Annotated in this window: 19 protein-coding genes; 7 read left to right on the top strand and 12 right to left on the bottom strand. The window is 65.7% G+C overall.

Annotated features, from left to right (window positions below):
- Positions 1 to 228: 228 nt before the first annotated feature.
- Positions 229 to 1,866 carry an acetate--CoA ligase gene (locus BM113_RS18450; RefSeq protein WP_089789492.1) on the top strand — a complete coding sequence of 546 codons (1,638 nt, stop codon included), beginning with the start codon at positions 229 to 231 and terminating at the stop codon, positions 1,864 to 1,866.
- Positions 1,867 to 2,494: 628 nt separating this feature from the next.
- Complete coding sequence (locus tag BM113_RS18445; protein ID WP_007142008.1) at positions 2,495 to 3,667, top strand: MFS transporter; 1,173 nt, start codon at positions 2,495 to 2,497, stop codon at positions 3,665 to 3,667.
- Positions 3,668 to 3,732: 65 nt separating this feature from the next.
- On the opposite strand, the gene BM113_RS18440 is transcribed toward BM113_RS18445, so the two are convergent.
- Together BM113_RS18440 and BM113_RS18435 are read right to left on the bottom strand one after the other, a co-directional pair.
- The gene (locus BM113_RS18440) at positions 3,733 to 4,716 is read right to left on the bottom strand and encodes a transcription initiation factor IIB (RefSeq protein WP_089789491.1); all 984 of its coding nucleotides are present in this window, start codon (positions 4,714 to 4,716) and stop codon (positions 3,733 to 3,735) included.
- 183 nt (positions 4,717 to 4,899) lie between these two features.
- Entirely contained in the window at positions 4,900 to 5,811 is a 912-nt protein-coding gene (locus tag BM113_RS18435) for a DUF4330 family protein (RefSeq protein WP_089789490.1), read from the bottom strand.
- Between the two features lie 633 nt (positions 5,812 to 6,444).
- Here BM113_RS18435 and BM113_RS18430 point away from each other — a divergent pair.
- Entirely contained in the window at positions 6,445 to 6,789 is a 345-nt protein-coding gene (locus tag BM113_RS18430; RefSeq protein WP_089789489.1) for a hypothetical protein, read from the top strand.
- Between the two features lie 97 nt (positions 6,790 to 6,886).
- Here the strand turns inward: BM113_RS18430 and glmS are convergent, their stop codons facing one another.
- The 3 genes from glmS to BM113_RS18415 form a co-directional block, all read right to left on the bottom strand.
- Positions 6,887 to 8,701, bottom strand: coding sequence for a glutamine--fructose-6-phosphate transaminase (isomerizing) (gene glmS, locus BM113_RS18425; RefSeq protein WP_089789488.1), 1,815 nt, complete (start codon positions 8,699 to 8,701; stop codon positions 6,887 to 6,889).
- Positions 8,701 to 9,909 (bottom strand): sugar phosphate nucleotidyltransferase, encoded by a 1,209-nt coding sequence (locus BM113_RS18420; RefSeq protein WP_089789487.1) that lies wholly within the window; start codon positions 9,907 to 9,909, stop codon positions 8,701 to 8,703. The genes glmS and BM113_RS18420 overlap by 1 nt, the downstream gene beginning before the upstream one ends.
- A 362-nt stretch (positions 9,910 to 10,271) precedes the next feature.
- On the bottom strand, positions 10,272 to 11,735 hold the full coding sequence (locus BM113_RS18415) for a hypothetical protein (protein ID WP_089789486.1): 1,464 nt from the start codon (positions 11,733 to 11,735) through the stop codon (positions 10,272 to 10,274).
- 753 nt (positions 11,736 to 12,488) lie between these two features.
- On the opposite strand from BM113_RS18415, the gene BM113_RS18410 reads away from it, so the two are divergent.
- Complete coding sequence (locus BM113_RS18410) at positions 12,489 to 13,025, top strand: hypothetical protein (RefSeq protein ID WP_245758102.1); 537 nt, start codon at positions 12,489 to 12,491, stop codon at positions 13,023 to 13,025.
- Positions 13,026 to 13,488: 463 nt separating this feature from the next.
- Positions 13,489 to 13,776 carry a hypothetical protein gene (locus tag BM113_RS18405; protein WP_089789485.1) on the top strand — a complete coding sequence of 96 codons (288 nt, stop codon included), beginning with the start codon at positions 13,489 to 13,491 and terminating at the stop codon, positions 13,774 to 13,776.
- Positions 13,777 to 13,896: 120 nt separating this feature from the next.
- Here BM113_RS18405 and larC read toward each other — a convergent pair whose 3' ends face one another.
- The gene (larC, locus tag BM113_RS18400) at positions 13,897 to 15,291 is read right to left on the bottom strand and encodes a nickel pincer cofactor biosynthesis protein LarC (protein WP_089789484.1); all 1,395 of its coding nucleotides are present in this window, start codon (positions 15,289 to 15,291) and stop codon (positions 13,897 to 13,899) included.
- Positions 15,292 to 15,494: 203 nt separating this feature from the next.
- Between larC and BM113_RS18395 the strand changes: the two genes are divergently transcribed.
- On the top strand, positions 15,495 to 17,726 hold the full coding sequence (locus tag BM113_RS18395) for a CDC48 family AAA ATPase (RefSeq protein ID WP_089789483.1): 2,232 nt from the start codon (positions 15,495 to 15,497) through the stop codon (positions 17,724 to 17,726).
- A gap of 378 nt (positions 17,727 to 18,104) precedes the next feature.
- The gene (locus BM113_RS18390; RefSeq protein ID WP_089789482.1) at positions 18,105 to 18,530 is read left to right on the top strand and encodes a DUF8028 family protein; all 426 of its coding nucleotides are present in this window, start codon (positions 18,105 to 18,107) and stop codon (positions 18,528 to 18,530) included.
- A 14-nt stretch (positions 18,531 to 18,544) separates the two neighbouring features.
- Here BM113_RS18390 and BM113_RS18385 read toward each other — a convergent pair whose 3' ends face one another.
- From BM113_RS18385 to BM113_RS18360, 6 genes are all read right to left on the bottom strand, one after another.
- Positions 18,545 to 19,483: a DMT family transporter gene (locus BM113_RS18385; protein ID WP_089789481.1), complete on the bottom strand. Its 939-nt coding sequence runs from the start codon at positions 19,481 to 19,483 to the stop codon at positions 18,545 to 18,547.
- A gap of 154 nt (positions 19,484 to 19,637) precedes the next feature.
- Positions 19,638 to 20,003, bottom strand: a complete 366-nt coding sequence (locus BM113_RS18380) for a DUF7344 domain-containing protein (RefSeq protein ID WP_177209219.1) — start codon at positions 20,001 to 20,003, stop codon at positions 19,638 to 19,640.
- Between the two features lie 119 nt (positions 20,004 to 20,122).
- Positions 20,123 to 21,532 carry an ABC transporter ATP-binding protein gene (locus BM113_RS18375; protein ID WP_089789479.1) on the bottom strand — a complete coding sequence of 470 codons (1,410 nt, stop codon included), beginning with the start codon at positions 21,530 to 21,532 and terminating at the stop codon, positions 20,123 to 20,125.
- On the bottom strand, positions 21,529 to 22,830 hold the full coding sequence (locus tag BM113_RS18370) for an ABC transporter ATP-binding protein (protein ID WP_089789478.1): 1,302 nt from the start codon (positions 22,828 to 22,830) through the stop codon (positions 21,529 to 21,531). The genes BM113_RS18375 and BM113_RS18370 overlap by 4 nt, the downstream gene beginning before the upstream one ends.
- A gap of 11 nt (positions 22,831 to 22,841) precedes the next feature.
- Positions 22,842 to 23,837, bottom strand: a complete 996-nt coding sequence (locus tag BM113_RS18365) for an ABC transporter permease (RefSeq protein WP_089789477.1) — start codon at positions 23,835 to 23,837, stop codon at positions 22,842 to 22,844.
- Positions 23,834 to 24,820 (bottom strand): ABC transporter permease, encoded by a 987-nt coding sequence (locus BM113_RS18360; RefSeq protein WP_089789476.1) that lies wholly within the window; start codon positions 24,818 to 24,820, stop codon positions 23,834 to 23,836. Before BM113_RS18360 ends, BM113_RS18365 begins: the two co-directional genes overlap by 4 nt.
- Positions 24,821 to 24,869: the final 49 nt, after the last annotated feature.

Here is a 24,869-nt window from a genome sequence, read left to right as displayed (position 1 = left end):
GGAGACTGCGACCCAGCCGACGGAGTGTCTGCTGATTTCGTTCTTCGACCACCGCAACCACACTCGAGTGCCGTCACCGTCCGTTCTCCGTGGACGACGATCGGCTCGCATTTCAGCACCGTCCGATCCGGTTGAGAGCCGACCCGTGGCCGATGTACTCGCCACCGGATCTCCATGCGAACCCCACTCACACAACAATTATCATCCAAATAGTAATAGCGGCTACATATGGGTGAAAATCACACAGCCACGGGATCGGAGTTCGAGTGGGATATTCCGGACACCTATGCGATCCCCTCTGTGGTCGAGGAGTACGCCGGGGAGATCGGCGACCGAGTCGCGGTCAAATTCCGCTCGGAGGACGGTACGCGGACCGAACGGACCTACGCCGACATTCGCGACGACATGTACCGCTTTGCAAACGGCCTCGAGGACCTCGGCGTCGGTGAGGGCGACCGGGTGATGCACCTGTTCCCGCGCCACCCCGACGCGTTCGCGATCCAGCTGGGCGCGCTCGCGGTCGGCGCGCTCCTCGTCCCGTGTTCGGCGATGCTCCGGGCGAAAGACATCCAGTTCCGGGCGAACGACTGCGAGGCCTCGACGGTCGTCGTCCACGAGTCGCTCACCGACATGGTCGAACCGGTGCTCGAGGAGACGCCGCTGGAGCGCGTGATCGTCCTCGAGGGCGACGAAGATGACCCCGACGGCGACGGGTGGACGACGTTCGAGTCGGTCGTCGACGGCCAGCCGACGGAGTACGACGGCCCGGACTTAGAGGCCGAGGATCCGATGTCGATCAACTACACCAGCGGGACGACCGGCAAGCCCAAACCCGTCCTCCACAAGCACCGCTGGATGTACTGCTTCAACGCGGTCAACGCGCCGTACTGGTGGGGGGTCGACGAGGACACCGACCTCGAGGACGAACTCCTGTGGGCCACCACGGGAACGGGGTGGGCGAAGTGGTTCTGGAGCCCCGTCGGCGTCGGGCTGACGACCGGCGCGACCCAGCTGATCTACGACGGGGAGTTCGACCCCGAAACGTTCCTCGAGATCCTCGAGACCGAGGGGGTCACCAAGCTCTGTGCCGTCCCGACCCAGTACCGGATGTTCGCCAACGCCGACCTCGAGGACTACGACGTCCAGTTGAACGACGCGCTCTCGGCGGGTGAACCGCTGAACCGCGAACCCATCGAGCGCATCGAGGAGGCCTGGGGCGTGACCCCGCGGGACGGCTACGGCCAGACCGAGACGGTCGCACTGGTGACGAACTATCCGGGGATCGACGTCAAGCCCGGCAGTATGGGCAAGCCGACGCCGGGCGTCGGCGCGACGATCCTCGACGTCGACGAAGAGGAGGAGGTCGAACCGGGCGAGATCGGCGAGATCGCGGTCCCGATCGACTCGCCGGCGATCTTCGACGGCTACTACGAGAAACCCCACCTCGACGAACGGAAGCTCTCGGGCGAGTACTACCGGACCGGCGACCTGGCCTCGAAGGACGAGGACGGCTACTTCTTCTTCGAGGGCCGGGCCGACGACATCATCATCTCGTCGGGCTACCGGATCGGTCCCTTCGAGGTCGAGGACGCACTCGTCAGTCACGATGCCGTCGCCGAGGCCGCCGCGGTCGACAGCCCCCACGACGAACGCGGAAGCGTCGTCAAGGCCTACGTGATCCTCGCCGAGGGATACGAGCCCGGTGAGGACCTCAAGGACGAACTGCAGGAATTCATGAAAGAGGAGACGGCGCCGTACAAGTACCCCCGCCGGATCGAGTTCGTCGACGAACTCCCCAAGACCTCGAGCGGGAAGATCCGCCGTATCGAACTCCGCGAACAGGAACAGGAGAAACACGACGCGTAACGATCGGCGGAATCCGGCGGTGTCGAGAGCGATCTTCCGTATCCCCGGTCGGGCCACTCGTTGCCTCACGGTAGCGGCGGGGAGGTTCGTGGCCGATCACCCGCTGCGAGACGGCTCGGACCCGAGGTCCCGGTCTCGAGCGGGTCACCTCTAACGAGTCTCGTGATTCCGATACGGCGTACGTCCATGTCGTGAGAAAGACCCCGAAACACGGGGACACCGACCACACATGTTCGATGGTCCGCGCGCCCGTAGCCGACGCCGTTTTGTATCACCGGGAGAAACAACCGATCGCTTCCGAGAGGAAGCCCCGGCGGGGAGGCTCGATAGGGGTGGTGGGGATGTTTCCCCGCCGGGTCGCGCCTTGCGGCGCAGTCGTACTTCGAACAACTCCTACTTAGTTATACTCAATTTTGAGAGGTAATTGTGTCGGATATTAATATCCAATGGCAGGGGCGGGGGATCCCTTTTCGGGCAGGCGTCGCAGTTCCTCCGCGTTCTTCTGCGGGCTGGTGCTGGCGGACCGGAGTACCGGGTGACCGCCCGTCCGTCCATCCGTCCGGCCGGAACTCCGACCCTGCAGTCGCTACACTTAACCCCCAGTCGCCGAAATCGCCGGAGACACCGAATGCGCTGGCAGTATCGGACCACGGTGCTCGCACTCTGTACGCTCGCGTTTTTCGTCACCTACTTCGCCCGGATGGGGATCAGCCCGGTCATTCCCTTTATCGCCGCCGACTTCGACGTGACGAACACCCAGATCGGGCTTGCCCTCTCGGGGATGTGGCTCGCCTACGGCGTCTCCCAGTTCCCGAGCGGCGTCCTCGGCGACCGGTACGGCGAGAAGCCGGTCATCCTCGTCGCCGTCGGCGGAACCTCGCTCGCGAGCCTCCTGCTCGCGTTCGCGCCGGCATTTGCCGCCTTCGTCGCCATCGCCGTCGTCCTCGGGGCGGTCGCCGGTCTCCACTACGCGGTCGCCACGACGCTCCTCTCGCGCACGTACGAGGAACTCGGTCGTGCCGTGGGCATCCACTCGCTGGGTGGCCCGTTAGCCGGCCTGGTCGCACCCGTCGCCGCCTCCTGGGTCGGCGTCCGGTACGGCTGGCGTCCCGCGGTCGCCGTCGCGCTCCTCGTCGGCCTCCCGATTTTCATCCTGGTCGCCTGGCGGATCCGGCCGACCGAACCCCGACGCCCCGACCAGCCCATGCGCGAACGGTTCGAACGATCCGCGCTGGTCGAACTCGTCTCCCGGCCGCCGATCGCGTTTACGCTCGCCATCGCGATGATCGGGACGTTCATCGTCCAGGGACTGCTCACGTTCCTCCCGACCTTCCTCGTCGAGTACCACCGGTACTCGGCGACGCTCGCCGGCACCGCCTTCTCGGGGTTTTTCGTCGTCCGGACCGGGAGCCAGTTCGCCATCGGCGAGTTCTCGGACCGGTACGGCCGGGACCTCGCCATCGGCGGCTCCATGTTCGCCGGCGCTGTCGGCCTCCTCGCGCTGGTCGTCGCCGACGGACTGACGGCGGTCGCCGTCGCCATCCTCTTTGCCGGCACCGGCTCGAGTTTCTTCTCGGCGATCGATCCCCGGTTCCTCGACCAGTTCGGCGACCGGGAGCAAGGGGCCGGGTTCGGCCTCGTCCGGACGGTCTACACCGTCGTCGGCTCGGCCGGCTCGGTCGGCGTCGGACTGCTCGCGGACCTGTTCGGCTGGGGGACGGCGTTTCTCCTGCTGGCCGGCCTGTTCGCGATCACCGTTCTCAGTCTCGTGGCGAACTGGCTGCTCGAACTCGGCTACTGATCGTCGGGACCGGATCCGGTCGACGCGGCGGCCGAGAACCGATCCGATCTGATCCGGACTCGTCGTCAGCGATTGTGTTCCGTTTCCTCGTAGATCCCGTAGGCCTCGAGCAACTCCTGGTACCGGTTTCGGATCGTGAACTTGCTGACGCCGGTCGTCTCGTCGATCGTCTCCTGGGTGACGCGGTCGTTCGTCAGGCGACCGGCCGCGTAGATGGCCGCCGCCGCGATCCCGGCCGGGCTCTTGCCGATGTGGAGTTCGGCGGCTTTCGCCGCCTCGAGGATCTCCCGGGCGAGGCGTTCGGTCTCGTCGGTCACCCCGAGGTCGGACGCGAACGGCCGGAGGTACTGTTCGGGATCCGGCGGGGCGATCTCGAGGTCGAGTTCGCCCGAGAGGTACCGGTACGCGCGTTTCACGGGTTGGTCGTCGACGCGGCTCACCGAGTCGAAGGCGACGAACGTTCGCGGGGTTCCGTGCTGGCGCGCGGCGGCGTAGAGGCTGGCGGTCGCCATCGCCTCGATCGAGCGACCAGGGAGCAGGTCCTCCTCGACGGCCCGCCGGTAGATCACCGCGGCGGTCTCGCGACACGGGTCGGGGAGGCCAAGCGCCGACGCCATCCGCTCGAGTTCGCCGAAGGCGTGTTTCAGGTTCCGCTCGCGAGCGTCTTTCGAGGTGAACCGCTCGTTCCAGGTCCGGAGCCGACGCAGTCGCGTCCGCTTGCTCGCGGAGAGGTCGTTCCCGTAGGCGTCCCTGTCCTCCCAGCCGATCGTCGTGCTCAGTCCCTTGTCGTGTCTCCGCTCGGTGATCGGTGCGCCGACCCGGGTCCGGGCGTCGCCCTCGTCGTCGAAGGAGCGCCACTCCGGTCCGTGATCGATCTCGTCTGCGTCGACCACGAGCCCGCACTCGACACAGACGTGTTCGCCGTGGCTGACGTCGTGGCGGAGCCGTCCCGAGCACTCGGGGCAGACTGTGCGTTCCGACTGCGCCCTGCTTTGCTCGGTGCTCTTCGACCGGTCCGTTTCGACCGAGTTGACGCTCACGTTGGACATGTTCACTGAAACCCAGGGTGTCGTGACCCCGATGTGTGGTACGTTCTCACCCTGCTGTTGGTTTCTGAACCCCATGTATGACGGGCGGTTTCCCGGCTCGTGAGAATCGGCTCGCGATTCAACATACCTGTTCCAAGAGGCCGTCCCTCGAGCGCCACCGAGTCTCGGAGAGCGGATCGCCGTCTACGCTATCGCGGTGACCTCACCCTCGACGACGAGCGTCTCGAAGTCCAGCACCACGGTCGAGCCGATCCGGACCGGCTCCCCGCGGAACCGTTCCGTCGTCCCTGCCTCCTGGGTCCGTAGCTCCACCGTCAGCGTCACGTCCACGTTCCGCGGGTGGTCGCGCTCGTAGATGTTTCCGTCGTCGCTCTCGAGCACGACGGCGGCAGGCTCTTCCTCCACGGCGACGATCCTGGCGTGGGTCGTCCCGCGAACGGTTTCGGTCATTCCCGCCTCGAGGGCGTCGGCGACGCTCGGACTGACGTTGCGCATCTCGAGATCGACGGTGGTCGTCGTTTCGTCGATCTCGAGCGACTGGCCCTCGAGCGAGAGGTCGGTGACCGTCCCGTTCGTTCGGTAGGTTCCCATATCGAGACGCTGTTCGGTCCCGAGCAACAGCGTCTCGTCGCCAGCCCGGAACTCCTCCGGGCCGTCGTCGCCGGTCTGTACGGTTTCGAACTCGGTGCGGACCGTGACGTGGGGCTCGACGGCGTTGTCGGAGGCGATCGGCTCGACGGCGTCGTCGGTACTGTCGGCATCCGTGTTCGTGCCGTTCTCGGTCGTCGTGGCGTTCTCGTCCTCGGCGGTCGCCAGCGGAGTGACGTAGACGTCGGTCACCGTCACCGGTTGGCCGGTCTCGCCGAGCGTTCCGACGTCACCGGACTCGAGATTGTCGATTACGTACCCGGGCTGCTGGCCGAGTTCGAGCGTCGCGTAGCCGGTTTCCGCCGAATCGACGTCTCTAGTCCGGTCCTGTCCGCCGGTAACGAGTGCGACCCCCGCGACGACGACGGCCAGCAACAGGAGGACAACGAGCGCGTCGATGACGTTGACGACGCCCAAGAGGTTGCCCTCCTCGTCGATCAGTTCCACGACCTCTCACCTCGCCTCCGGCCCCGTGTTTGCGGTCTCGACGACTGCCGGTAACGCACCGCTCGAGTCCGTCGCTCGCGAAACCCCCTCGGTCTCCGTTCGGCGATTTCGTTTCCCGCTTTCGTGCTCGCGCGTCGCCGGAGGCTGGGTACCGCTGTCGGTATATCAGGGCGTCGCCCGTAGCGGTGGGCTGCGGTGGCCGACGATCGCGGAGTCCCCCCGCTCGCAGTGTCGCGATCCTGCATGGCTCTGATTACAGCTCGAAAGCACATAATACAATGCGATACTGAATCGTGTGATAACGGTCTACGAGAAGCGTCGCATTAAGTAAGCGATTCCTACCCCCGGTTTTGCCGTCGACTGCAACCCGTACCTTTGCCGGACCTCCGCATTATCGTTCGTCCGTTGCGGGAGTCGAACGGTGGTCACCGCATCACGACTGTCATAGCAATACCGGTGTATATCGGAGAGCCCGGTGGCTGCTTCGATCCACGGTGACCGTTCCGTTCTCACACCGTTTCGGGACAAATTCGGACTTACAGGGGCGTCAATAGCGTGTTTTCGAACCGAACGATTCCAGTCGTTTTTGATCGAATCGGTCGACCTCCCGCTGCCCCGCGGAGGGGAAGTACCATGACTGGGACGAATCAACTGACCCGCTGTCGGCGGCTGGCGGTCCTCGCGATCGCGATGAGTCTCCTCGCGATGGCCGTCGGAGCCGGTGGTGTCGCGGCACAGACGGAGAACGTGACAGTATCGGAACCCGGCCAGGAAGAGACCGGCGAGGCGGTCGAAGAACAGTCGATCGTCGAAGATAGCTCGCAGGAAATCGACGAAACGGACGTCTCACTCGAGGAGGAGACTGCAGTAGTGGTGACGGGGACCGGTGACGACGTGGCTGACGTCGACGACCTCGGGGTCGGTGTCGACGTCGACAACGTCGTCGAAGACGCGCTCGGCGTCACCGACCTCTTCTGACGCTCCACCGTGTGTTCGCCCCTCGAGTCGCCGTTTCACTTTTTGCGGCGGCGATTCGAGAGTCACGTCGCTTCGGCGTCCGGAGTCCGGGCGACCGTCACTGGACGGTGACGCTCTTCGCGAGGTTTCGCGGCTTGTCGATCGACCGTCCGAGTTCCCTGGCGATCCAGTAGGCCACGAGCTGTAGCTGGACGTTCGCCAGGATCGGCGCGAGCCGCGGGTCGGTCTCCGGGATCGGTACCACGTGATCGACGTCGGCCGCGAGCGGTTCCGGCGAGTCCGTCACCGCGACGACGGGGGCACCCCGCGACGCGACTTCGTTGATGTTCCCGCGCATCGTCTCCGCGCGCGAGTCGCCCGTCACGACGGCGAACACCGGCGTGCGTTCGGTCACCAGCGCGAGCGGACCGTGTTTCAACTCGCCCGCCGGGAACCCCTCGGCGTGGGCGTAGGAGATCTCTTTGAGTTTGAGCGCCCCCTCGAGGGCGACCGGCGCGGCGTAGCCCCGGCCGATGAAGAAGTAGGCGTCCATCTCCGCGTCCGCGTACTCGGCGGCGATCTCGCGTGCACGCGACTGATCGAGCACGGACTGGACGTGGTCGGGGAGCGATCGCAACGCCTCGAGGGTGTCCCTGTCGCACGCTCCCGTGATCGCGCTCGCGAGCAGCGTCAGCGCCACCTGCTGGGAAGCGAAGGTCTTCGTCGCGGCGACGCTGATCTCCGGGCCGGCCCGGATGTACAGCACGTGGTCGGCTTCCCGCGAGGCGGAACTCCCGACGACGTTGCTCACCGTGACCGTCGTCGCCCCCGCGCTGTTTGCCTCCCGGAGCGCGGTCAGCGTATCTGCCGTTTCCCCGCTCTGGGTGACGCCGATGACGACCGTCCCCTCCTCGATGGGAATCTTGCCGACGTCGTATTCGCTCGCTAGGAAGGCCGTCGACGGGATCCCCCGCTCCCGGAAGCGGCGAGCTCCGTACAGCGACGCGTGGTACGACGTGCCACAGGCGACGAAGTGGACCCGCTTTGGCCGGTCCAGCCCGCCGAGTTCGTCGATCTCGACGGCCCCGTCGAGTTCCCGTAACCGGCCGCGGAGGCACCGCCGGATCGCGCGGGGCTGGTCGTGGATCTCCTTGAGCATATAGTGGTCGTAACCGCTCTTGCCCGCGTCCTCGGGTTCCCAGTCGATGGTCTCGACCGAGACGTCGACCAGCGAGCCACGTTCGTCGGTGATCTCGGCCCCGGAAGGACGGATCGACGCGAACTGGCCGTCCTCCAGGTAGACGACGCGGTCGGTGTACTCGAGGAAGGCCGGGACGTCGCTCGCGAGGAAGTAGCCGTCGTCGTCGAGCCCCAGGACCAGCGGGGACCGGTAGCGCGTCGCGTGGACCGTCTCCCGGTCGGCGTGGACGGCCGCCACCGCGTAGCTTCCCTCGATCCGATCGACGGCCCGCCGGAACGCGGCCTCGAACTCGTCGCCCTGGCCGAGCGCCCCCTCGATCAGGTGCGGGATCACTTCGGTGTCGGTGTCGCTCTCGAATTCGTGTCCCCGTTCGGCGAGCGACTCGCGGAGATCGCGGTAGTTCTCGATGATGCCGTTGTGGACCACGGCGACGCGACCCCCGCAGTCGGTGTGGGGGTGGGCGTTCGCGTCCGAGGGTGGCCCGTGCGTGCTCCAGCGGGTGTGTCCGATGCCGGCGAGGCCGTCGTCGGGAACCGGTTCCGCTCCCCCTTCCATCGCGGCTTTCAGTTCCGGAAGCTCGCCTTCTCGCTTGCGAACTGCCAGCGAGCCGTTCGCGATGGCGACGCCCGCCGAATCGTAGCCACGGTACTCGAGGTTCGACAGGCCCGTCAACAGCACCTCGCGGACGCTCCGGTCCGCTCGCGCACCGGTGTAGCCGACGATCCCGCACATCAGGGCCACACCTCCGTTCTCTCAGGCACCGTTCCGCGGACGGTCGCCCCGGTCCGGAGTTCGGTGTCGGGACCGACGATCGTTCCGGGAACGTACGCGACGCCCCCGTGGTCGGTGACGCGATCGGCGAGTAACGCACCCAGGGACTCGTCCTCGAAGACGCGGTCGCCGACACGGACGTCGCCCGGGCCGCCCGGAACCGTCGATCCGGCACCGATCGTCACTCCCGTCCCGGTCACGCAGTCGACGACGGTCGCGTTGTCCGCGACGGTCGTATCGGCGTCGACGACGCTCCGCTCGAGGACGGCGTTGGATCCGACGGTCGCGTTTTCCCCGAGGCAAACGTAGGGGCCGACGACGGCTCCCGGGCCGATCACGCAGTCCCGGTCGATGACCGCAGGCTCCCTGACCACGGCCCGATCGTGGATCGTCGCCGCCGAACGATCCCCAGCCGGGGGATCGGCCTCGAGCATTCCTGCGTCACACAGCGCGAACGAGACGTCGAGCAGGTCCCAGGGATAGGTCGCGTCGACCCACGTCCCCTCGGTGACGACCCCGCGGACGAGGTCGTCCGACGAGACGAGCCGCGAAAGGCCGTCGATCAGGGAGTGTTCTCCCGTCTCCGAGGTCGCTTCCCGTACAGCGTCGAACACCGCCGGCTCGCAGGCGTAGATTCCCGCGTTCAGGTGATACGATCGATCGTCGCCGGGCGACTCCTCGAGTTCCGTCACGCGGCCGTCGTCGACGTGTGCGCCCCCGTACTCGCCGTCGGCCGGCCGCCGCAACAGCGCGAGCGTCGCGGCGGGACCGTCGTTCGGCATCGCTTTACTCCCGTCGCCGTGGGTCTCGAGGACGTCGCGGACGATGGAGTCGTCGGCGATCTGATCCCCGTTGATCGCCAGGAACGAGCCGTCGACGGCGGACTCCGCCGTCAGCAACGCGTGGCCGGTCCCGAGCTGTGACTCCTGGGTGACGTACGTGATCGGGGTGTTCCGGTAGGTCGGCCCGAAGTGTGACTGGACCCGGTTCCGGCCGTAGCCGACGACGACGACCAGCCTCTCGATCCCCGCCTCGAGGAGTTGATCGAAGACGTGCTCGAGGATGGGTTTCGTCGCCGCCGGGAGCATCGGCTTGGGTCGATTCCGCGTCAGCGGGCGGAGTCGGGTTCCCTCCCCGGCAGCGAGGACGACGGCGGTCTCGATAGCCATACCCGCTCGTATCGATAAGGGGTATCGTTTGCGTCCGTGATCGTCTCACCGGATAAATAGACAATAGGATTGAACGGTTTCGTCAATACGGTTGGAACTCGCTGAAACAGTCCTCGTTCGAGCGATAAATTTCACACTCCGGCCGAATCGATCGCGTCGCTTCGCGTTTACCGACCGATATCTCGGTATCCGATCGCACGGTAGCGACGCCAGCGATCGATCGGATACCACGACTCTCAGGTGCGTTACTGTGGTCTCACAGTGGGAGCGAGACGCCTCTAGCGGCACGAGGCTCCGAAGAAACGGGAGAAATCGAATACGACGTCGAAGCGGTAGCCGAAGGCAGTCTCGAGGGTATTCAGTTACGAAGCGGCCCAGACGTTGGTCGCGGCGACCGACGCGAACTGGACGTTCTCGTTCTCCTGGATGGTCAACTGCGCGGAGTCGGCGCTGCCGCCGTTGTCGGCGACGGCGACTGCGGCCTGCTGCTCGTTGACGTTCTCCTGGGTCACGAACTGAACTTGCTCGATCTGCGCGGTGGCGTGTTGCTCGACGTCGTTGGTCTGGTTGGCGTCGGAGTCGTAGGCGATTCCGGAGACGCCGCCGACGTCGTTGCCACCTAGGGTCACGCTGGTCGTCTCGGAGGCGATGACGCCGTCGTTGACGTGACCGGGTCCGGCGTAGACGTTCAGCGCCTCGGCGAATCCGACCTGTGCGTTGATGTTCTGCTGGTAGGACAACTGCAGCGCGGTGGCGTTGCTGCTGTTGGTCGCGTACGCGAAGGCGGTGTTTTGCAGGTTGACGTTCATCTGCTCGACGCCTTGCTCTTGGGTCACCTCGGTGGTCGCGGTCTGGATCTCGTCGGAGCCCTTCTTGTGATCCTTGTCCGGGTCCTTGTCACCGTGCAGTCCCTTCAGCGTGCTTTCGGTCTGGACGACGCCGTTGTCGCCGGTGAAGCCGGCGGTCGCGACGTTCATGCCGGGCATGCCGGCGATGACGTTCGCGGCGTCGGCCTCGCCGATCTGCTCGTTGAAGTTGGTCTGTTCGGTGAACTGGATCGCGGTCGCCGTACTGTTGTTGCCGACGGCGATCGCGACCGCGCCGTCCTGTTCGTTGACGTTCATCTGGTCCGTCGCCTGGCCCTGTTCGACAGAGGCCTGGGCGGACTGGTCGCTGAACTCGCCGTCGCCCATGTAGACGTTGGTAGCGTTCGCGACGCCCTGTTGCAGGTTCTGGTTGGCCTGCTCGGAGTACTGCAGGGCGACGGCCTCGCTCTCGTTTTCGGCGATCGCGAAGGCGACGTTCTGCTCGTTGTAGTTGAGCTGGCCGACTTCCTGGACCTGGGTGACCTCCGCATCGGCGGCCTGATCGGCGTCGACGTCCGGTTTGTCACCTTTCTTGTCGGCAACACCCCAGCCGTCGAAGTGCTTGCCGTCGCCGTTCCCGAGGACGACCGTCACGGTCCCGACGTCCTCGAACTGCGTCGACTGGACGCTCGAGGAAGAGGCGTCGCCGAACTGGACGTTGTCGTTCTGCTGGGTGGCCTCCTGGACGGCGGTGGCCTCACCGCCGTCGATCGAGATGGAGGTCGCGTTCCCCTGCTGGTTGATGTTGACCTGGCTGACGTCCTGGTACTGGGTGACCTCCGCGTCGGCCGCGGCGGTGCCCGACGCGTGCGCTTCGATGTACTCCTCGAGCGTCATATCGCCGAGGTCAGCACCGAACACTAGGTACAGCTCTTCGCCATCCTCGAGGGCGTGGATGGACTCCGAACCGGTGTCGGCGTCCTCGCCCGCGGCAACCGCCGGTGCACCGCCGGCTACCATCGCTAAGGCGACTATACAGGCCATAAGAACCGTCGTACACTGTGAACGTATCGTCGTCGTGTTGGTCATGATTCGTTTGACTTGAGCCGTGAGAGTCGTTAGTTTCTGCATCTCCACGGCGTGAACCTTCGTATCCGGATGACAGACTTTGTTATCTGTCAGTTGATTCCGATATGAAGGAGCCTACTCGTTCCACGTCGAGCGTACGCAGGCCGAAACCGGTGGCTTCCAATTACAAGGTGTGAATACGGCTCGAGGAGATCCCCAGTTAGAATCCGCCTCATGGGAGAATTACAGGGCTTCGGAACGGTCGGCCGACCTGGTTCGGCAGCCGCCGCCGGTGTTCCGTTCCGGTGAAATTTCTCGCCGATCGAACCGTCAGTCGTCTATATACGACGGGCTTACTGACGGTCGTTCAGCCGGTATTTCGGGGGCGGCAGCCGGTATGAAATCGATGTAACTGTAGCAAACGGGGCCTATAGTTCCGTCGTACCGAGAACGGACGTTCATTCGTCGTGGATGGAATCTCGCGGTTATCAACTAAATCCGCCCCTCGAGCCGTCTAATGGCCCAATTCTCCCCGAAACCGTTCTTCGGGTTGAAGTGGGTTTCCGTGATGAGTGGCGATTGGGCAACGCGTCACAGCAGGAGTAGGGGAGATGGCGGTGCCTACCCCGACGAGGTGTGGCTCCGAGTGGGCCACTGATCTCGTTACGGCCCGCCCGTGTGATGCGTGCCTAATAGACACTAAATATGAAGCGCGCACTCACAATTACACTGACAGTAGCGTTGATCGGCAGCATGATGGCGATGGGGTTCGCCGGAACGGCTGCGGCACAGAACGTCGACGACGACGACGGAATCAATATCGACATCAGCGTCGGCGATCAGAACCTGTCGTCCGGTGACGCCACCACCACGGCCACCGTAAACCAGGACAATACCAACGTGCAAGAGGCTAACACCCTCGCAGTCGCCCAGTCCGGCGACGCGTTCGCCGCGAGCGACGGGGGTGGCTCCGGTGCCGCCGCCGCGGGTCAGTCCGGTCACCAGAAGGGTGGTTCCGCTGGCGGAGCTGTGACTGACGACGGCGGTGGCGATGCGATAGCCGCGAGCGGTGCGTTCGCCGCTGCCGAGACGACTCAGGTCCAGAACGTCGAGCAGAACAACATCGCCGAGGTCGACCAGACCGCCACGACCGGTGACGTCACCGGCGTCGACGTGAACGTCGACTGGGAGAACGACCTGGACGACAACGGCGACGATGACGGCAACGACGGCAACGGATAATCGTAACGTTCCCTGATACTCACACGCCGACATCCGTCTCGAACGGAATTTTGATTCTGCTTTTTTCGGCCGTCGACTCGGAGCCCGTAGCGACCGTGTCTGCCGTCTGTTGATCGAGAACGACCCACAGTGGCGTCGCGAGAGTCCGACGACCGACCTGTTCCGGAAAGGTCGTCGTTGCACTCCCCGTATCCAATATGCTCGAACGGCCGACTCGAGTTCGTTCAGAGATCTGTCGCATTCGGTCTTTGGGCGTCGATAGAGTCATGCTAATGGCCCAATTCTCCCCGAAACCGTTCTTCGGGTTGAAGTGGGCTTCCCTGATAGGGAACGACTGGGTAACGCGTCACAGCGGGAGCAGCGGGGAGACGGCAGTGGCTATCTCGCCGGAGTACACACACCTGTCGGATCGTCGTTCCCGCTGTCGATCGCCGGTGTGATGCGTGCCTCACAACGATCAACTATGAAACGCGCACTTACGATCACACTGACGATAGCACTGATGGCCAGTGTACTGGCAATGGGATTCGCGGGAACGGCCGCCGCCTCTCACGAGGACAGCGGGACAGCCGACGTCCTCGCTGGCGTAGACGGCGGCGACTCGATAGCGGTATCGATCGCGTTCGCCGACGCGACGACGAACCAGGTCCAGAACGTCGAGCAGAACAACGTCGCTGACGTCAACCAGTCGGCCACCTCCGGTGACGTCACCGGAGTCTCCGTTACCGTCGACGGCGACGACCTGGACTAGCTGGCGTAGCGGCAACGGACCCGACGTGTTCCGCTGGTACGTCGGCGGATGCGACGACCTTCCCTTCTGTTTTCGGCGCTGATCCATACCCGTGGCCACCCGTTCTCGTCGGGCCGCAGTTCAGGTTCGCCACGACTCCGATTCGGCCGCCGCTTCGGCCCGTCTAATTACGTCGCGAACGGCGACGCCGGACGCTCGAGCCACGTCCCGTGCGTCGTCGTACTCAGCGCTCACGTCGTAGACGTCGCCGTCGGCGTCCCTTGCGACTTTCACCGTCACCGCGTAGGTCTCGCCGTCGAGATCCAGTTCCACGGTCTCGAACGCCCGCTCGGCGATCCACCGGTGGCTCGCGCCGGAGTCACGAATCCCGAGCGTGCCGGTCTCCTCGGCGAGGCGGCGGGCAACCCGCTCCCGGTCGGCCGGTTTGCAGATCACCTTCACGAGATGCCCCGGCCGGGACTTCTTCATCGTCGCCGGGAGGATCGAAACGTCTCGCGCACCCGCGTCCGCGAGGGTCTCCTGCAGTCCACCGAGCACCTCCGGCGTGGCGTCGTCGAGGTTCGTCTCGAGGACGGCGATGGCGTCTTTCACCAGTCCCCCTTCGCCGGAGCCGTCGCCGACTAGCACGCGGAGGACGTTCGGGTGGGGATCGAGGTCGTAGCCGCCTGCGCCGTACCCCGACCCGTCGACCTCGAGGGGCGGCAGCGACTCGACGCCCTCGGCGTAGTGGCCCAGGATCGCCGCGCCCGTGGGAGTCAGGAGTTCGGCGTCGACGGGGCCGCCCCGCAGCGACCAGTCGGCGCGCTCGGCGATCTCGACGACGGCGGGCGTCGGGACGGGGTACTCGCCGTGGCTCATCGAGGTAGCGCCGCCGCCGGTGGCAAGCGGCGTCGTCACGACCCGGTCGACGTCCAGATCGTGAACGAGGGCGGCCGCGCCGACCACGTCGGCGATCGCGTCGTCGGCCCCGACCTCGTGGAAGTGGATGTCCTCGAGTGCCTCGCCGTGGACGCTGGCTTCGGCCTCACCGAGGAGTTCGAAGATGGCCAGCGCGTCGCGCTCGACGGGGTCCGGAAGGGCCATTCGCTCGACGATGTCGCGGACCTCGAGGTAGCTGCGGTGGGGGCCGTGGCCCTCGGCGCGGACGCCGTCGTGGCCGTGGTCGTGGCCGTGATCGTGCTCGTGACGATGGTGATGGTCGCCTTCGGACCCGTGACCGTGGGACTGATCGTCGGTCCCGTCCCCCCGATCGAAGTCCGAGTCGTCCTGTTCGTCCCCGTCACGGGCCCCTTCCGGGGTCCCTTCGTCCCCGTCCGTCAGGAACACGTCCACCGCAGTCGTGGAGATGCCGCACTTCGTGGTCTCTTCGAGTCGGTACTCGAGATCGAGTTCCTCGGTCACCGCCTCGAGCGCGTCGGGGTCCGCGCCGGCGTCGAGCAGGGCGGCGAGGATCATATCGCCGCTTGCGCCCATGCGGCCGTCGAACGCGAGCGTGCGCGCACTGGTCCCAGTCATGGCTACGTGGGGGACCGGCACGGGCAAAAACCCATCTTCTCGGGGCCGGAACCGGACCGGGGGGGAACCAAATCCGCCGATGCCGTCACATCTATGTATCCGCTCCCCTTTCTTTGAATTGGTAGCATCTAGCAAACCCAAGCTAGCAAAAAGCCTATCCGATAACGAATCGGAGTCATTGACATCGCCGTCCATCCCGAATCATGAACGAAGTTCAACTGGAGGTTGCGAAGGCGTACCCGAACGACTCGGGTCGTGGTATCGCCCGACTCGACCCGGACACGCTGTTGCACCTGAAGCTCAGTCCGGGCGACATCATCGAGATCGAAGGTGCGGATACGACCGCCGCGAAAGTGTGGCGTGCAGACCGGCAGGACTGGAACACGGACACCGTCCGGATCGACGGCTTCACGCGACAGAACGCCGACGTCGGGATCGGTGAACGGGTGACGATCCGGAAGGCCGAGGCGACGAAAGCCGACGAACTCGTCCTCGCGCCCCCGGAGGAGGCGTCGGTCCAGTTCGGCTCCGACGCCGCCGGCATGGTGAAACGCCAGATCCTCAAGCGGCCGGTCGTCGGTCGCGACATCGTCCCGGTCATGTCCTCGACGAACCATCCGTTTATGCGCTCTCCCGGCCAGGCGATCCCGCTGATCGCCGTCGAGACCGAACCGGAGGGCGTCGTCCTCATCACCGAGGACACCGACGTCGAACTCCGGGAGGAACCCATCTCCGGGTTCGAGAAGACCGGGGGCGGGATCACCTACGAGGACATTGGCGGCCTCCAAAGCGAGATCCAGCGGGTCAGGGAGATGGTGGAACTCCCGATGAAACACCCGCAGATCTTCAAGAAGCTCGGCATCGAGCCTCCGCAGGGCGTCCTGCTCCACGGGCCGCCGGGCACCGGGAAGACCCTGCTCGCGAAGGCCGTCGCCAACGAGACCTCCGCGAGTTTCTTCTCCATCGCCGGACCGGAGATCATCTCGAAGTACTACGGGGAGTCCGAGCAACAGCTCCGGGAGATATTCGAGGACGCGAGCGAGGAGTCGCCGTCGATCATCTTCATCGACGAACTCGACTCCATCGCGCCCAAGCGGGAAGACGTCACCGGCGAGGTCGAGCGCCGCGTCGTCGCACAACTGCTGACGATGATGGACGGCCTCGAGGCCCGGGGCCAGGTCATCGTCATCGCGGCCACCAACCGCGTCGACAGCGTCGACCCCGCGCTGCGCCGGCCGGGCCGGTTCGACCGCGAGATCGAGATCGGCGTCCCCGACGAGACGGGCCGCGAGGAGATCCTCCAGATCCACACCCGCGGCATGCCCCTCTCGGATGACGTCAACCTCGGCCACCTCGCGGACGAGACCCACGGCTTCGTCGGCGCGGACATCGAGTCGCTGACGAAGGAAGCCGCGATGAAGGCCCTCCGCCGATACCTCCCCGAGATCGACCTCGACGAGGAGGACATCCCGCCGAGCCTGATCGACCGGATGATCGTCAAGCGGGAGGACTTCCGCGGCGCGCTCAACGAGGTCGAACCCTCCGCGATGCGGGAGGTGCTAGTCGAGTTGCCGAAGATCTCCTGGGACGACGTCGGGGGCCTCCACGACGCCAAAGACCAGGTCCAGGAGTCCGTCGAGTGGCCGCTCAACAACCCCCAGCGGTTCGACCGGCTCGGCATCGATCCGCCGGCCGGCGTCCTCCTGTACGGGCCGCCGGGCACCGGGAAGACGCTGATGGCGAAAGCCGTCGCCAACGAGACCAACGCGAACTTCATCTCGGTGCGCGGGCCGCAACTGCTCTCGAAGTGGGTCGGTGAGTCAGAGAAGGCGATCCGCCAGACGTTCCGCAAGGCCCGACAGGTCTCGCCTACCGTCATCTTCTTCGACGAACTCGACGCGCTCGCGCCGGGTCGTGGCGGCGGCGAGACCGGCTCGAACGTCTCCGAGCGGGTCGTCAACCAGCTGCTGACCGAACTCGATGGGCTAGAGGAGATGGAGGACGTGATGGTGATCGGCGCGACCAACCGGCCGGACATGATCGATCCCGCGCTCCTGCGGTCGGGCCGGTTCGACCGGCTGGTCATGATCGGCGAGCCGGACGTCGACGGTCGCGAGCGCATCCTCGAGATCCACACGGAGGATACGCCGCTGGCGGCCGACGTCACGCTGCGCGAGATCGCCGAGATCACCGACGGCTACGTCGGCAGCGACCTCGAGTCGATCGCCCGCGAGGCGGCGATCGAGGCGCTGCGCGAGGACGAGGAGGCGGACGTCGTCGAGATGCGCCACTTCCGTCAGGCGATGGAGAACGTCCGGCCGACGATCACGGACGACATCCTCGACTACTACGAGCGGATCGAAGAGGAGTTCCAGGGCGGCTCCGGCGGACCGGATCCGACGGGTCGTCGCAGCAGCCGGATCGGCTTCCAGTAGTCGAACCGGCCTCGGTTCGTTCGAATCCGACCGCCGTTTTCTCCGGGTTCGTCGAGCAGCGACAGCCTCGCGGTTCGCGTCCAACGCCGCTCTCGTCCGCCGCTACCCATACAGTAGGCGGGACCTGTTCCCACGTCGACTCTCGAGCGACGGCGGCGCCGGCGCCGTAATTCGAAATTGAGCGGGGGAAGGCAGCACCTCACGCCGAGAAACGGGCGGAAACGGGTTTTTCGAGCGCTGAAAACAGCGGTTTTCGCGAAGGCGGCGACGAACGACGGCTCGCGGCGGTTACTCGAGTGAATCGTCGCTAACCGAACGAAACCGTCGGGACGATATATGGCTCCCGGGGCGGAACTAGCGCCGATAGCAGGTGTTTCGATGAGCGATTCGTCAGCCGCAAGCGATGGACCGACCTCGGCCTCCGGGTCGGCCTCGACGGTCCAGTCCCGATCCCCCTCTCCATCCGCATCCACGTCGGCGGACTCGCCGAACGCGAGGGAGGAATCGGCCTCGAGTGCCACAGGTGCAACGAATACGGCCGCCCCGACCTCGACGACCGCCACGGACGACCCGGAGACGCAGGCGGAGACGAGCCCGGACCACGACCGTCGCCTCGAGCGAGCCGTCCCGGCGCTTGCGACGCCGATCCGACGGGCGGGATTCTGGATGGCGGTCGTGTTACCGTTTCTTTCCCTGCCGTTGCTCGCGTCCGGCCTGTCGACCCGGTTCCGGACGCTCGTCTTCGTCGCGCTCGTGGCACTCAACCTGGTCGCGCTGTACGTGGGCCACTCGTACGGTCGATAGCGGGTCGGTCGCTGTCACTCCCTCGAGTTCGAGTACAGCCGGTTGACGTGGGCGAACTCCTCCCGGAGCGCCCGGCGTTTGACGAGGGCGAACCCGGCGACGATGAAGCCGAACCCGAGGACGGTGGTCGCATCGACGACCTCCCCCAGATAGAGCCAGCCGACGACCGTCGCGAAGATCGGCGCGACGTACGACACCATGTTGATCTCGACGGCCCCCAGCCGTTCCAGCAGGTCGAAGTAAAGCAGGAAGCCGAGGGCGCTCGCGACGAGCGCGAGATAGCCCAGCGCGCCGAGCGCCTGGGGATCAGTCCAGGCGGACGGTTCGATCGGCTCGGCCAGCGCGAGGCTGACGAGGTGCATCACCAGTGCCCCGCCGATCATCGACCAGGCCTCCATCGTCTCGATCGGCAACGAGGCGTCGATCCGCCGCGTCAGCACGCTCCCGAGCGCGAACGAGGCCGCAGCACAGAAGACGAGCAGTTTCGCGACGAAGTCGGTCGCAAGCAGGTTCGACGGATCGGGCTGGGAGATGATCGCCACGCCGACCAGTCCCAGGGCGACGCCGACGACCCCGATCGCGGACAGGGCGTCCGACGGGACCAGCGCCCGGGCGAACCCGGTGGTCAACACGGGCGAGAGGCTCACGAGGATGGCTGCGGCGGCCGCGGTCGTGTGTTGCTGGCCGACGAACAGGAACGCGTGATACGCGGCGATCAGCAGTACGGCCCCGACCGCGACGACCGCCCACTCGGCGCGCCCCCGCGGGAGCCACGCCCCGTCTTCGAGGGCGTAGGCCGCGTAGCCGAGCATGATGACGCCGGCGACGTCGTACCGTAACGCGGCGAACAGCACCGGCGGGAAGTGCTCCAGGCCGGCGCTGATCGCGACGAAGGCCGATCCCCAGCAGGCTGCAAGCGTCAGGAAGAGTCCGACGTTTCGATAACGGCTCACATCGGCACTCCCGCTCGGAGTGTCCTATTGGTTTCGATTCGAAGCAAAGAGACGGGCGGCGACACCGATACGGACGCCGAAATCGACAGCGCGAACGGGCACGGACACCGACACGGGGACGGACACCGGAACCGATTTCGCGTTCGATCGCCGATCAGAGCGCGGGGCGGGCGCGAAGCTCCGGATCCTCTTCGGTCTGTCTGAACTGCTCGAGCAGCGGCTGGATGTCCTCGAAGCCCTCGGCGAGGACGATGTCGCCGCTTCGCAGGTCGTAGTCGATGATGTCGTAGTCGGCCAGTCGCGGGAGGTGGTTGTGGACGAGCGAGACGTAGGTCCGCTGTCGGGTCTCGTCGTCGATCCGGTCGACGGGCTCGCCTGCGTCCCAGGCTGCAACCTGGGTCACGAGATCTTCGATGTGTGCAGCGCGGTCGTCTACCAGCTGATAGAGCACGTAGCGGCGTTTCGACTTCGCGAGGAGAGAACAGGCGGCTTCCATTCGGCTGTCGCTAGATCGGTTCATACCCGTTTCAGGAGACGGCCGGTATTACACCTGGTGCCAATACAGATTGGGTCTCCCCCGGAATCCTCTTTTTCTCCGATATACCGGTGGAGAAAGGTAGTCGCCGCCGATAAGCGAGATTACGGGTCCGGCTCGGGGGCGGACCGCGTCGACTCCGCGTAGAGGTGACAGGCAACGGGATGATCCTCACCCTCGCTCGAGTCGACGTCCGCTCCGGCCCAGGACGCGGGCGTCTCGAGGGGCGGATTTTCGCGTTCGCAGACGCTCTGGTACTCCGCACGGAGCGTCTCCGCGGCGGCGTCCCAGTTCGAGGTTGCGAGTTCGGTCAGCGCCTCTTCGACGACGGCGTCGTGTTCCGCCGGGAGGTCGCGGTCGAGCAACCTGTCCTTGAGCGCCGTCACGAACGCGGAGACGTCCCGCTCGGGTACCGATCCGTCCTCGAACTCGAACCGGCCGTCCTCGCCGACCGTCTCGAGGGAGACGTCCCGTCGCTCGATGCGCTCGCGGAGATCCATGAGCTCGCGGAAATCCGCCTGCTCGATCTCAAGGTCGGCCGGCGGGATCACCTTCGGACACCGGGTCCGGAACCGACAGCCGCTGGGCGGGTCACGCGGCGAGGGAACGTCGCCCGACAGCGTCTCGATGTCGCGGTCCTGTTCCGCCGTCGACGCTCGCGGGACGCTCTCGAGCAGCGCCTGCGTGTAGGGATGTCTCGGGTCCTCGAAGAGGTCGTCGGCCGGCCCGACCTCGACGATCTCGCCCAGATACATCACCGCGACGCGGTCGCAGATGTGGCGGATCACCGAGAGGTCGTGGCTGATCAGCAGGTAGGTCAGGTCGAACTCCGTCTGGAGGTCGTCCAGCAGGTTCAACACCTGCGCCTGGACGGAGACGTCGAGCGCGCTCGTCGGTTCGTCGAGGACGAGGAACTCCGGATCGAGCGCGAGCGCCCGCGCGATGCCGATGCGCTGGCGCTGGCCGCCGGAGAACTCGTGGGGGAACCGATCGAGCTGGTCGACCGAGAGTCCGACCCGCTCGAGGAGGTCGCGAACGCGCTCTTCGCGCTCGGCTTCGGTTCCGACGTCGTGGACGTCGAGCGGTTGCTGGACGATGTCGCCGATCGTCATCCGCGGGTCGAGACTCGAGAAGGGGTCCTGGAAGACGACCTGGGCCGACCGCCGGAAGTCCGTCAGCTCGCTCCCGTCGAGGTCGTAGACGTTCTCGCCGTCGAATTCGACGCGGCCGTTCGTTGGCTCCTGCAGGCGCAACAGCGTCTCGCCCGTGGTGGATTTCCCGCAGCCGGACTCGCCGACGAGGCCGAGCGTCTCGCCCTCGTGGATGTCGAAGCTGACGCCGTCGACCGCGCGGACGGCGACGGGCTCGTCCCCGAGCAGGCGGTCGATCAGTGAGTCGTTCTCCCAGAAGTACTTCTCCAGTCCCTCGACCCGGACGAGGGGTTGCTCGCCGTCGGCATCGCTCGCGGCGTCCGCCGTCTCTGCTCCCGTCGCGTCCGAGAGGTCCGAACTCATAGACGATCACCTCCGGAGTCGTCGACCGGTTGCTCGGCCCGCTCGGGCTGGACGTCTTCTTCCGTGCGGTCCGGATCGGCGTGCTTGTCCGCGGCCGGGCGTTCCGTCTCGCCGAAGTAACCCTCGGGCAACGCCCGGGACTCCTCGTAGTCCCGTTCGGCGAGAACACACCGGACCTCGTGGTCCGCGCTCCCGTCGGCGTCGTACTCCGGCGGGTGATCCAGGCAGTCCTCCATGGCGTTCGGACAGCGGTCGGCGAAGTAACACCGATCTTCCATCTCCGAATCGAGGAGGCTCGGCACGTTGCCGGGGATCGGCTGCAGGCGGCCGCGTGCCCCCTCGAGGTCGGGGATCGAGCCGAGCAGCCCCTCCGTGTAGGGGTGGACGTGGTCGTCGAACACGTCCTCGAGGGTGCCGCGCTCGACGATCTCGCCGGCGTACATGACGCCGACGCGGTCGCACATGCGGGCGATGACGCCGAGATTGTGGGTGATCAGGACGATCGTCATCCCGGTCTCCTCCTGGATCTCGGCCAGCAGATCGAGGATCTGCGCCTGGATCGTCACGTCGAGGGCCGTCGTCGGCTCGTCGGCGACCAGTACGTCGGGTTCGCCGGCGAGCGCCTGGGCGATCATCGCCCGCTGAAGCATCCCCCCGGAGTACTCGTGGGGGTACTCGTCGGCCCGCTCGACGGGGTCGGGAATGCCGACCATCTCGAGCAGTTCGATGGCCCGCTCGCGGCTCTCCTCGCTGACGTACTCCCTCGAGGGGAGCACCGTCGACAGGGCGAAGGAAGCGAGCGTGTAGTCCTGGGTCTTGGCACGGGTCGATCGGGGCCGCGCGCTCGCACGGCGCTGGACCTCGACCGCCTCCGCGAGCTGTTCGCCGACGGTCAGCGTCGGGTTGAAACTGCTCTCGGGGTCCTGGAAGATCATGCTGAACGACGTCCCGCGAAGCGACTCGCGGACGTCCGCCGGGACCTCGAGTAAGTCGACGTACTCCCCGTCGACGGCCTGGGGGTAGTCGTCTCGTACCGCGTCGGCCAGGTCCGGGTCGTTGTACTCGATTTTCCCCTCGGTGATCTCGCCGGGGGGTTCGATCAGGTCCATGAGCGACCTGGCGGTGACACTTTTGCCGCTGCCGCTTTCCCCGACGATCCCGAAGACCTCGCCGCGTTCGATCCGTAGATCGAGGTCCGAGACCGCGTTTACCTGTCCCTCCTGCGTGAAGAAGCGAGTCGAGAGACCGCTCACACGGAGGATCTCCTCCGCGTTCGTGTTCCGTGTCGTCGTATCCATTTCTGTTTCTGTCATCGCGCCTCACCCTCGATGTTCGGGTCCAGTGCGTCGCGGAACCAGTCGCCGAGCAGGTTGATGCTGATCACGGCCAGGACGATCCCGATGCCCGGGATCATCGCGACCCACGGTCGGGTCCTGAGCACGTCCTGCCCGCGCTCGATCTCGTACCCCCACGACAGCGTCGTCCCGGAGAAGCCGAGATACGCCAGGGAGGCCTCGATCAGGATGATGGTCGCGACCTGGATCGACGCGAGGACGATGATCGGCGTGAGGCTGTTCGGTAGGACGTGTTTGAGCAGGATCGTCCTGTTGCTGGTGCCGAAGCTCCGGGCCGCCTTCACGTACTCCTCGTTGCGGATCGACAGGGCCTCCCCGCGGGCGACGCGGGCGAACCACACCCAGGTCACCAGCGCGACGACGATCGTCACGGTACCCGGGATGGGTATCGACTCCGGCATCCCGTCGGCGAGTCCCGCCATGACGAACGGGTCGGGGACCATCACCGGCGATTCGCCGAACACGCCGATCAACGCCAGCGCGAGCACGAGCGCGGGGAACGCGAGCATGGTGTCCGCGATCCGCATCAGCCCGTCGTCCACCCGGCCGCCGTAGTAGCCGGAAATGAGGCCGAACGGCACCCCGATTACCAGCGCCATCGTGGTGCCGAGTATCCCGACCAACAGCGACACTCGAGCGCCGTAGAGGAACCGCGAATAGACGTCCTGGCCGACGTTGTTGGTACCGAGAACGTGTTCGGAGGTCGGCTCGACGGTGATTTCGGCGATCTCACCCTCCGATGCGACCTGGGTCGTGTATTCGTGGCCGATCGGCGGATACTCCGATCCCTGTTCGCTGTAGTACCCCGTCCTCGTCGGGTCGTGAGTGGCCAGAAGCGGCGCGAAGATCGCCATGAGGACGATCGATACCAGTAGTAGCAGCCCGATCTTCGGGAGCAAACTCTCCGAGAGCGTCTGTTTCAGGTTCGACTTGACTCTGTCCGAGATCATTCTCTCACCTGCGGGTTGAGGTACGAGTAGAGTCCGTCGACGACGATGTTGATCACCACGAACGCGACCGCGATGAACAGAATGATGCCCTGCATGAGCGGCCAGTCGCGGGCGTCGAGGGCGTCGATGAGCCGTAGGCCCAGTCCGGGCCAGTTGAATACCGTCTCCGTGATGACTGCACCGCCCATCAGGGTCCCCATCTGGAGCCCCAGGACGGTGATGATCGGGATCATCGTGTTCCGGAGCACGTGCTTGTACCGGACGAGCACGTTGGGCAGTCCCTTCGCACGGCTGGCGGTCACGTACGGTTTCCCGAGTTCGTCGATCATACCGCTCCGGGTGAGGCGGGTGATGAGCGCCGTGAAGTACGTCCCGAGCGTGAGCGCCGGGAGCGTGATGTACCGCAGCCACGTGAACAGGTCACCGGGCGACCCGGTTTGGGCGAACGTCATCGCGGCTTCGCCGAGTCCGACCGGTCGACGTCCGGTCGGGAAGACCCCGGTCCAGACGCCGAGCACCAGGATCAACATCAGTCCTAGCCAGAAGTTCGGCGTCGAGATGCCAAGCAGCGAGAACAGCGTCGCCCCGTAGTCGGACGGCTGGTTTCGCCGCGTCGCCGAGATCACGCCCAGCGGAATCGCGATGACGATCGCGACGATGGTCGCGGCCACCGCGAGTTCGATCGTCGCGGGGATGCGCTCGATCACCATCGCCTCGACCTCCCGGTTCGATTGCCAGGAGTACCCGAAGTCGCCGGTGACGATTCCCTGGAGGTAGTCGAAGTACTGGACGTAGATCGGCTGATCGAGGCCTTCCTCGCGTCTGACCTGTTCGACCAACTCTTGAGTGGCACCCTCCGCGAGCATCAGATTCGCCGGATCGCCCGGCGACACCGCACGGAGTCCGAACATGATCGTGATCGCGCCCCAGATGACGAATATGCCCTGGAGTATCCGCCGGACGAGAAACTTACCCAGGCTCATTGGAACATATCATGAAGATCGAAAGGATAATGATTAGGGTTTCGATCCG

Origin of the sequence: Natronobacterium haloterrestre (genome assembly GCF_900112205.1) — an archaeon.
Taxonomy (GTDB): Archaea; Halobacteriota; Halobacteria; order Halobacteriales; family Natrialbaceae; genus Natronobacterium; species Natronobacterium haloterrestre.
The sequence above is the reverse complement of the archived record's forward strand: the minus strand, read 5'-3'. Positions and strand labels throughout refer to the sequence as shown.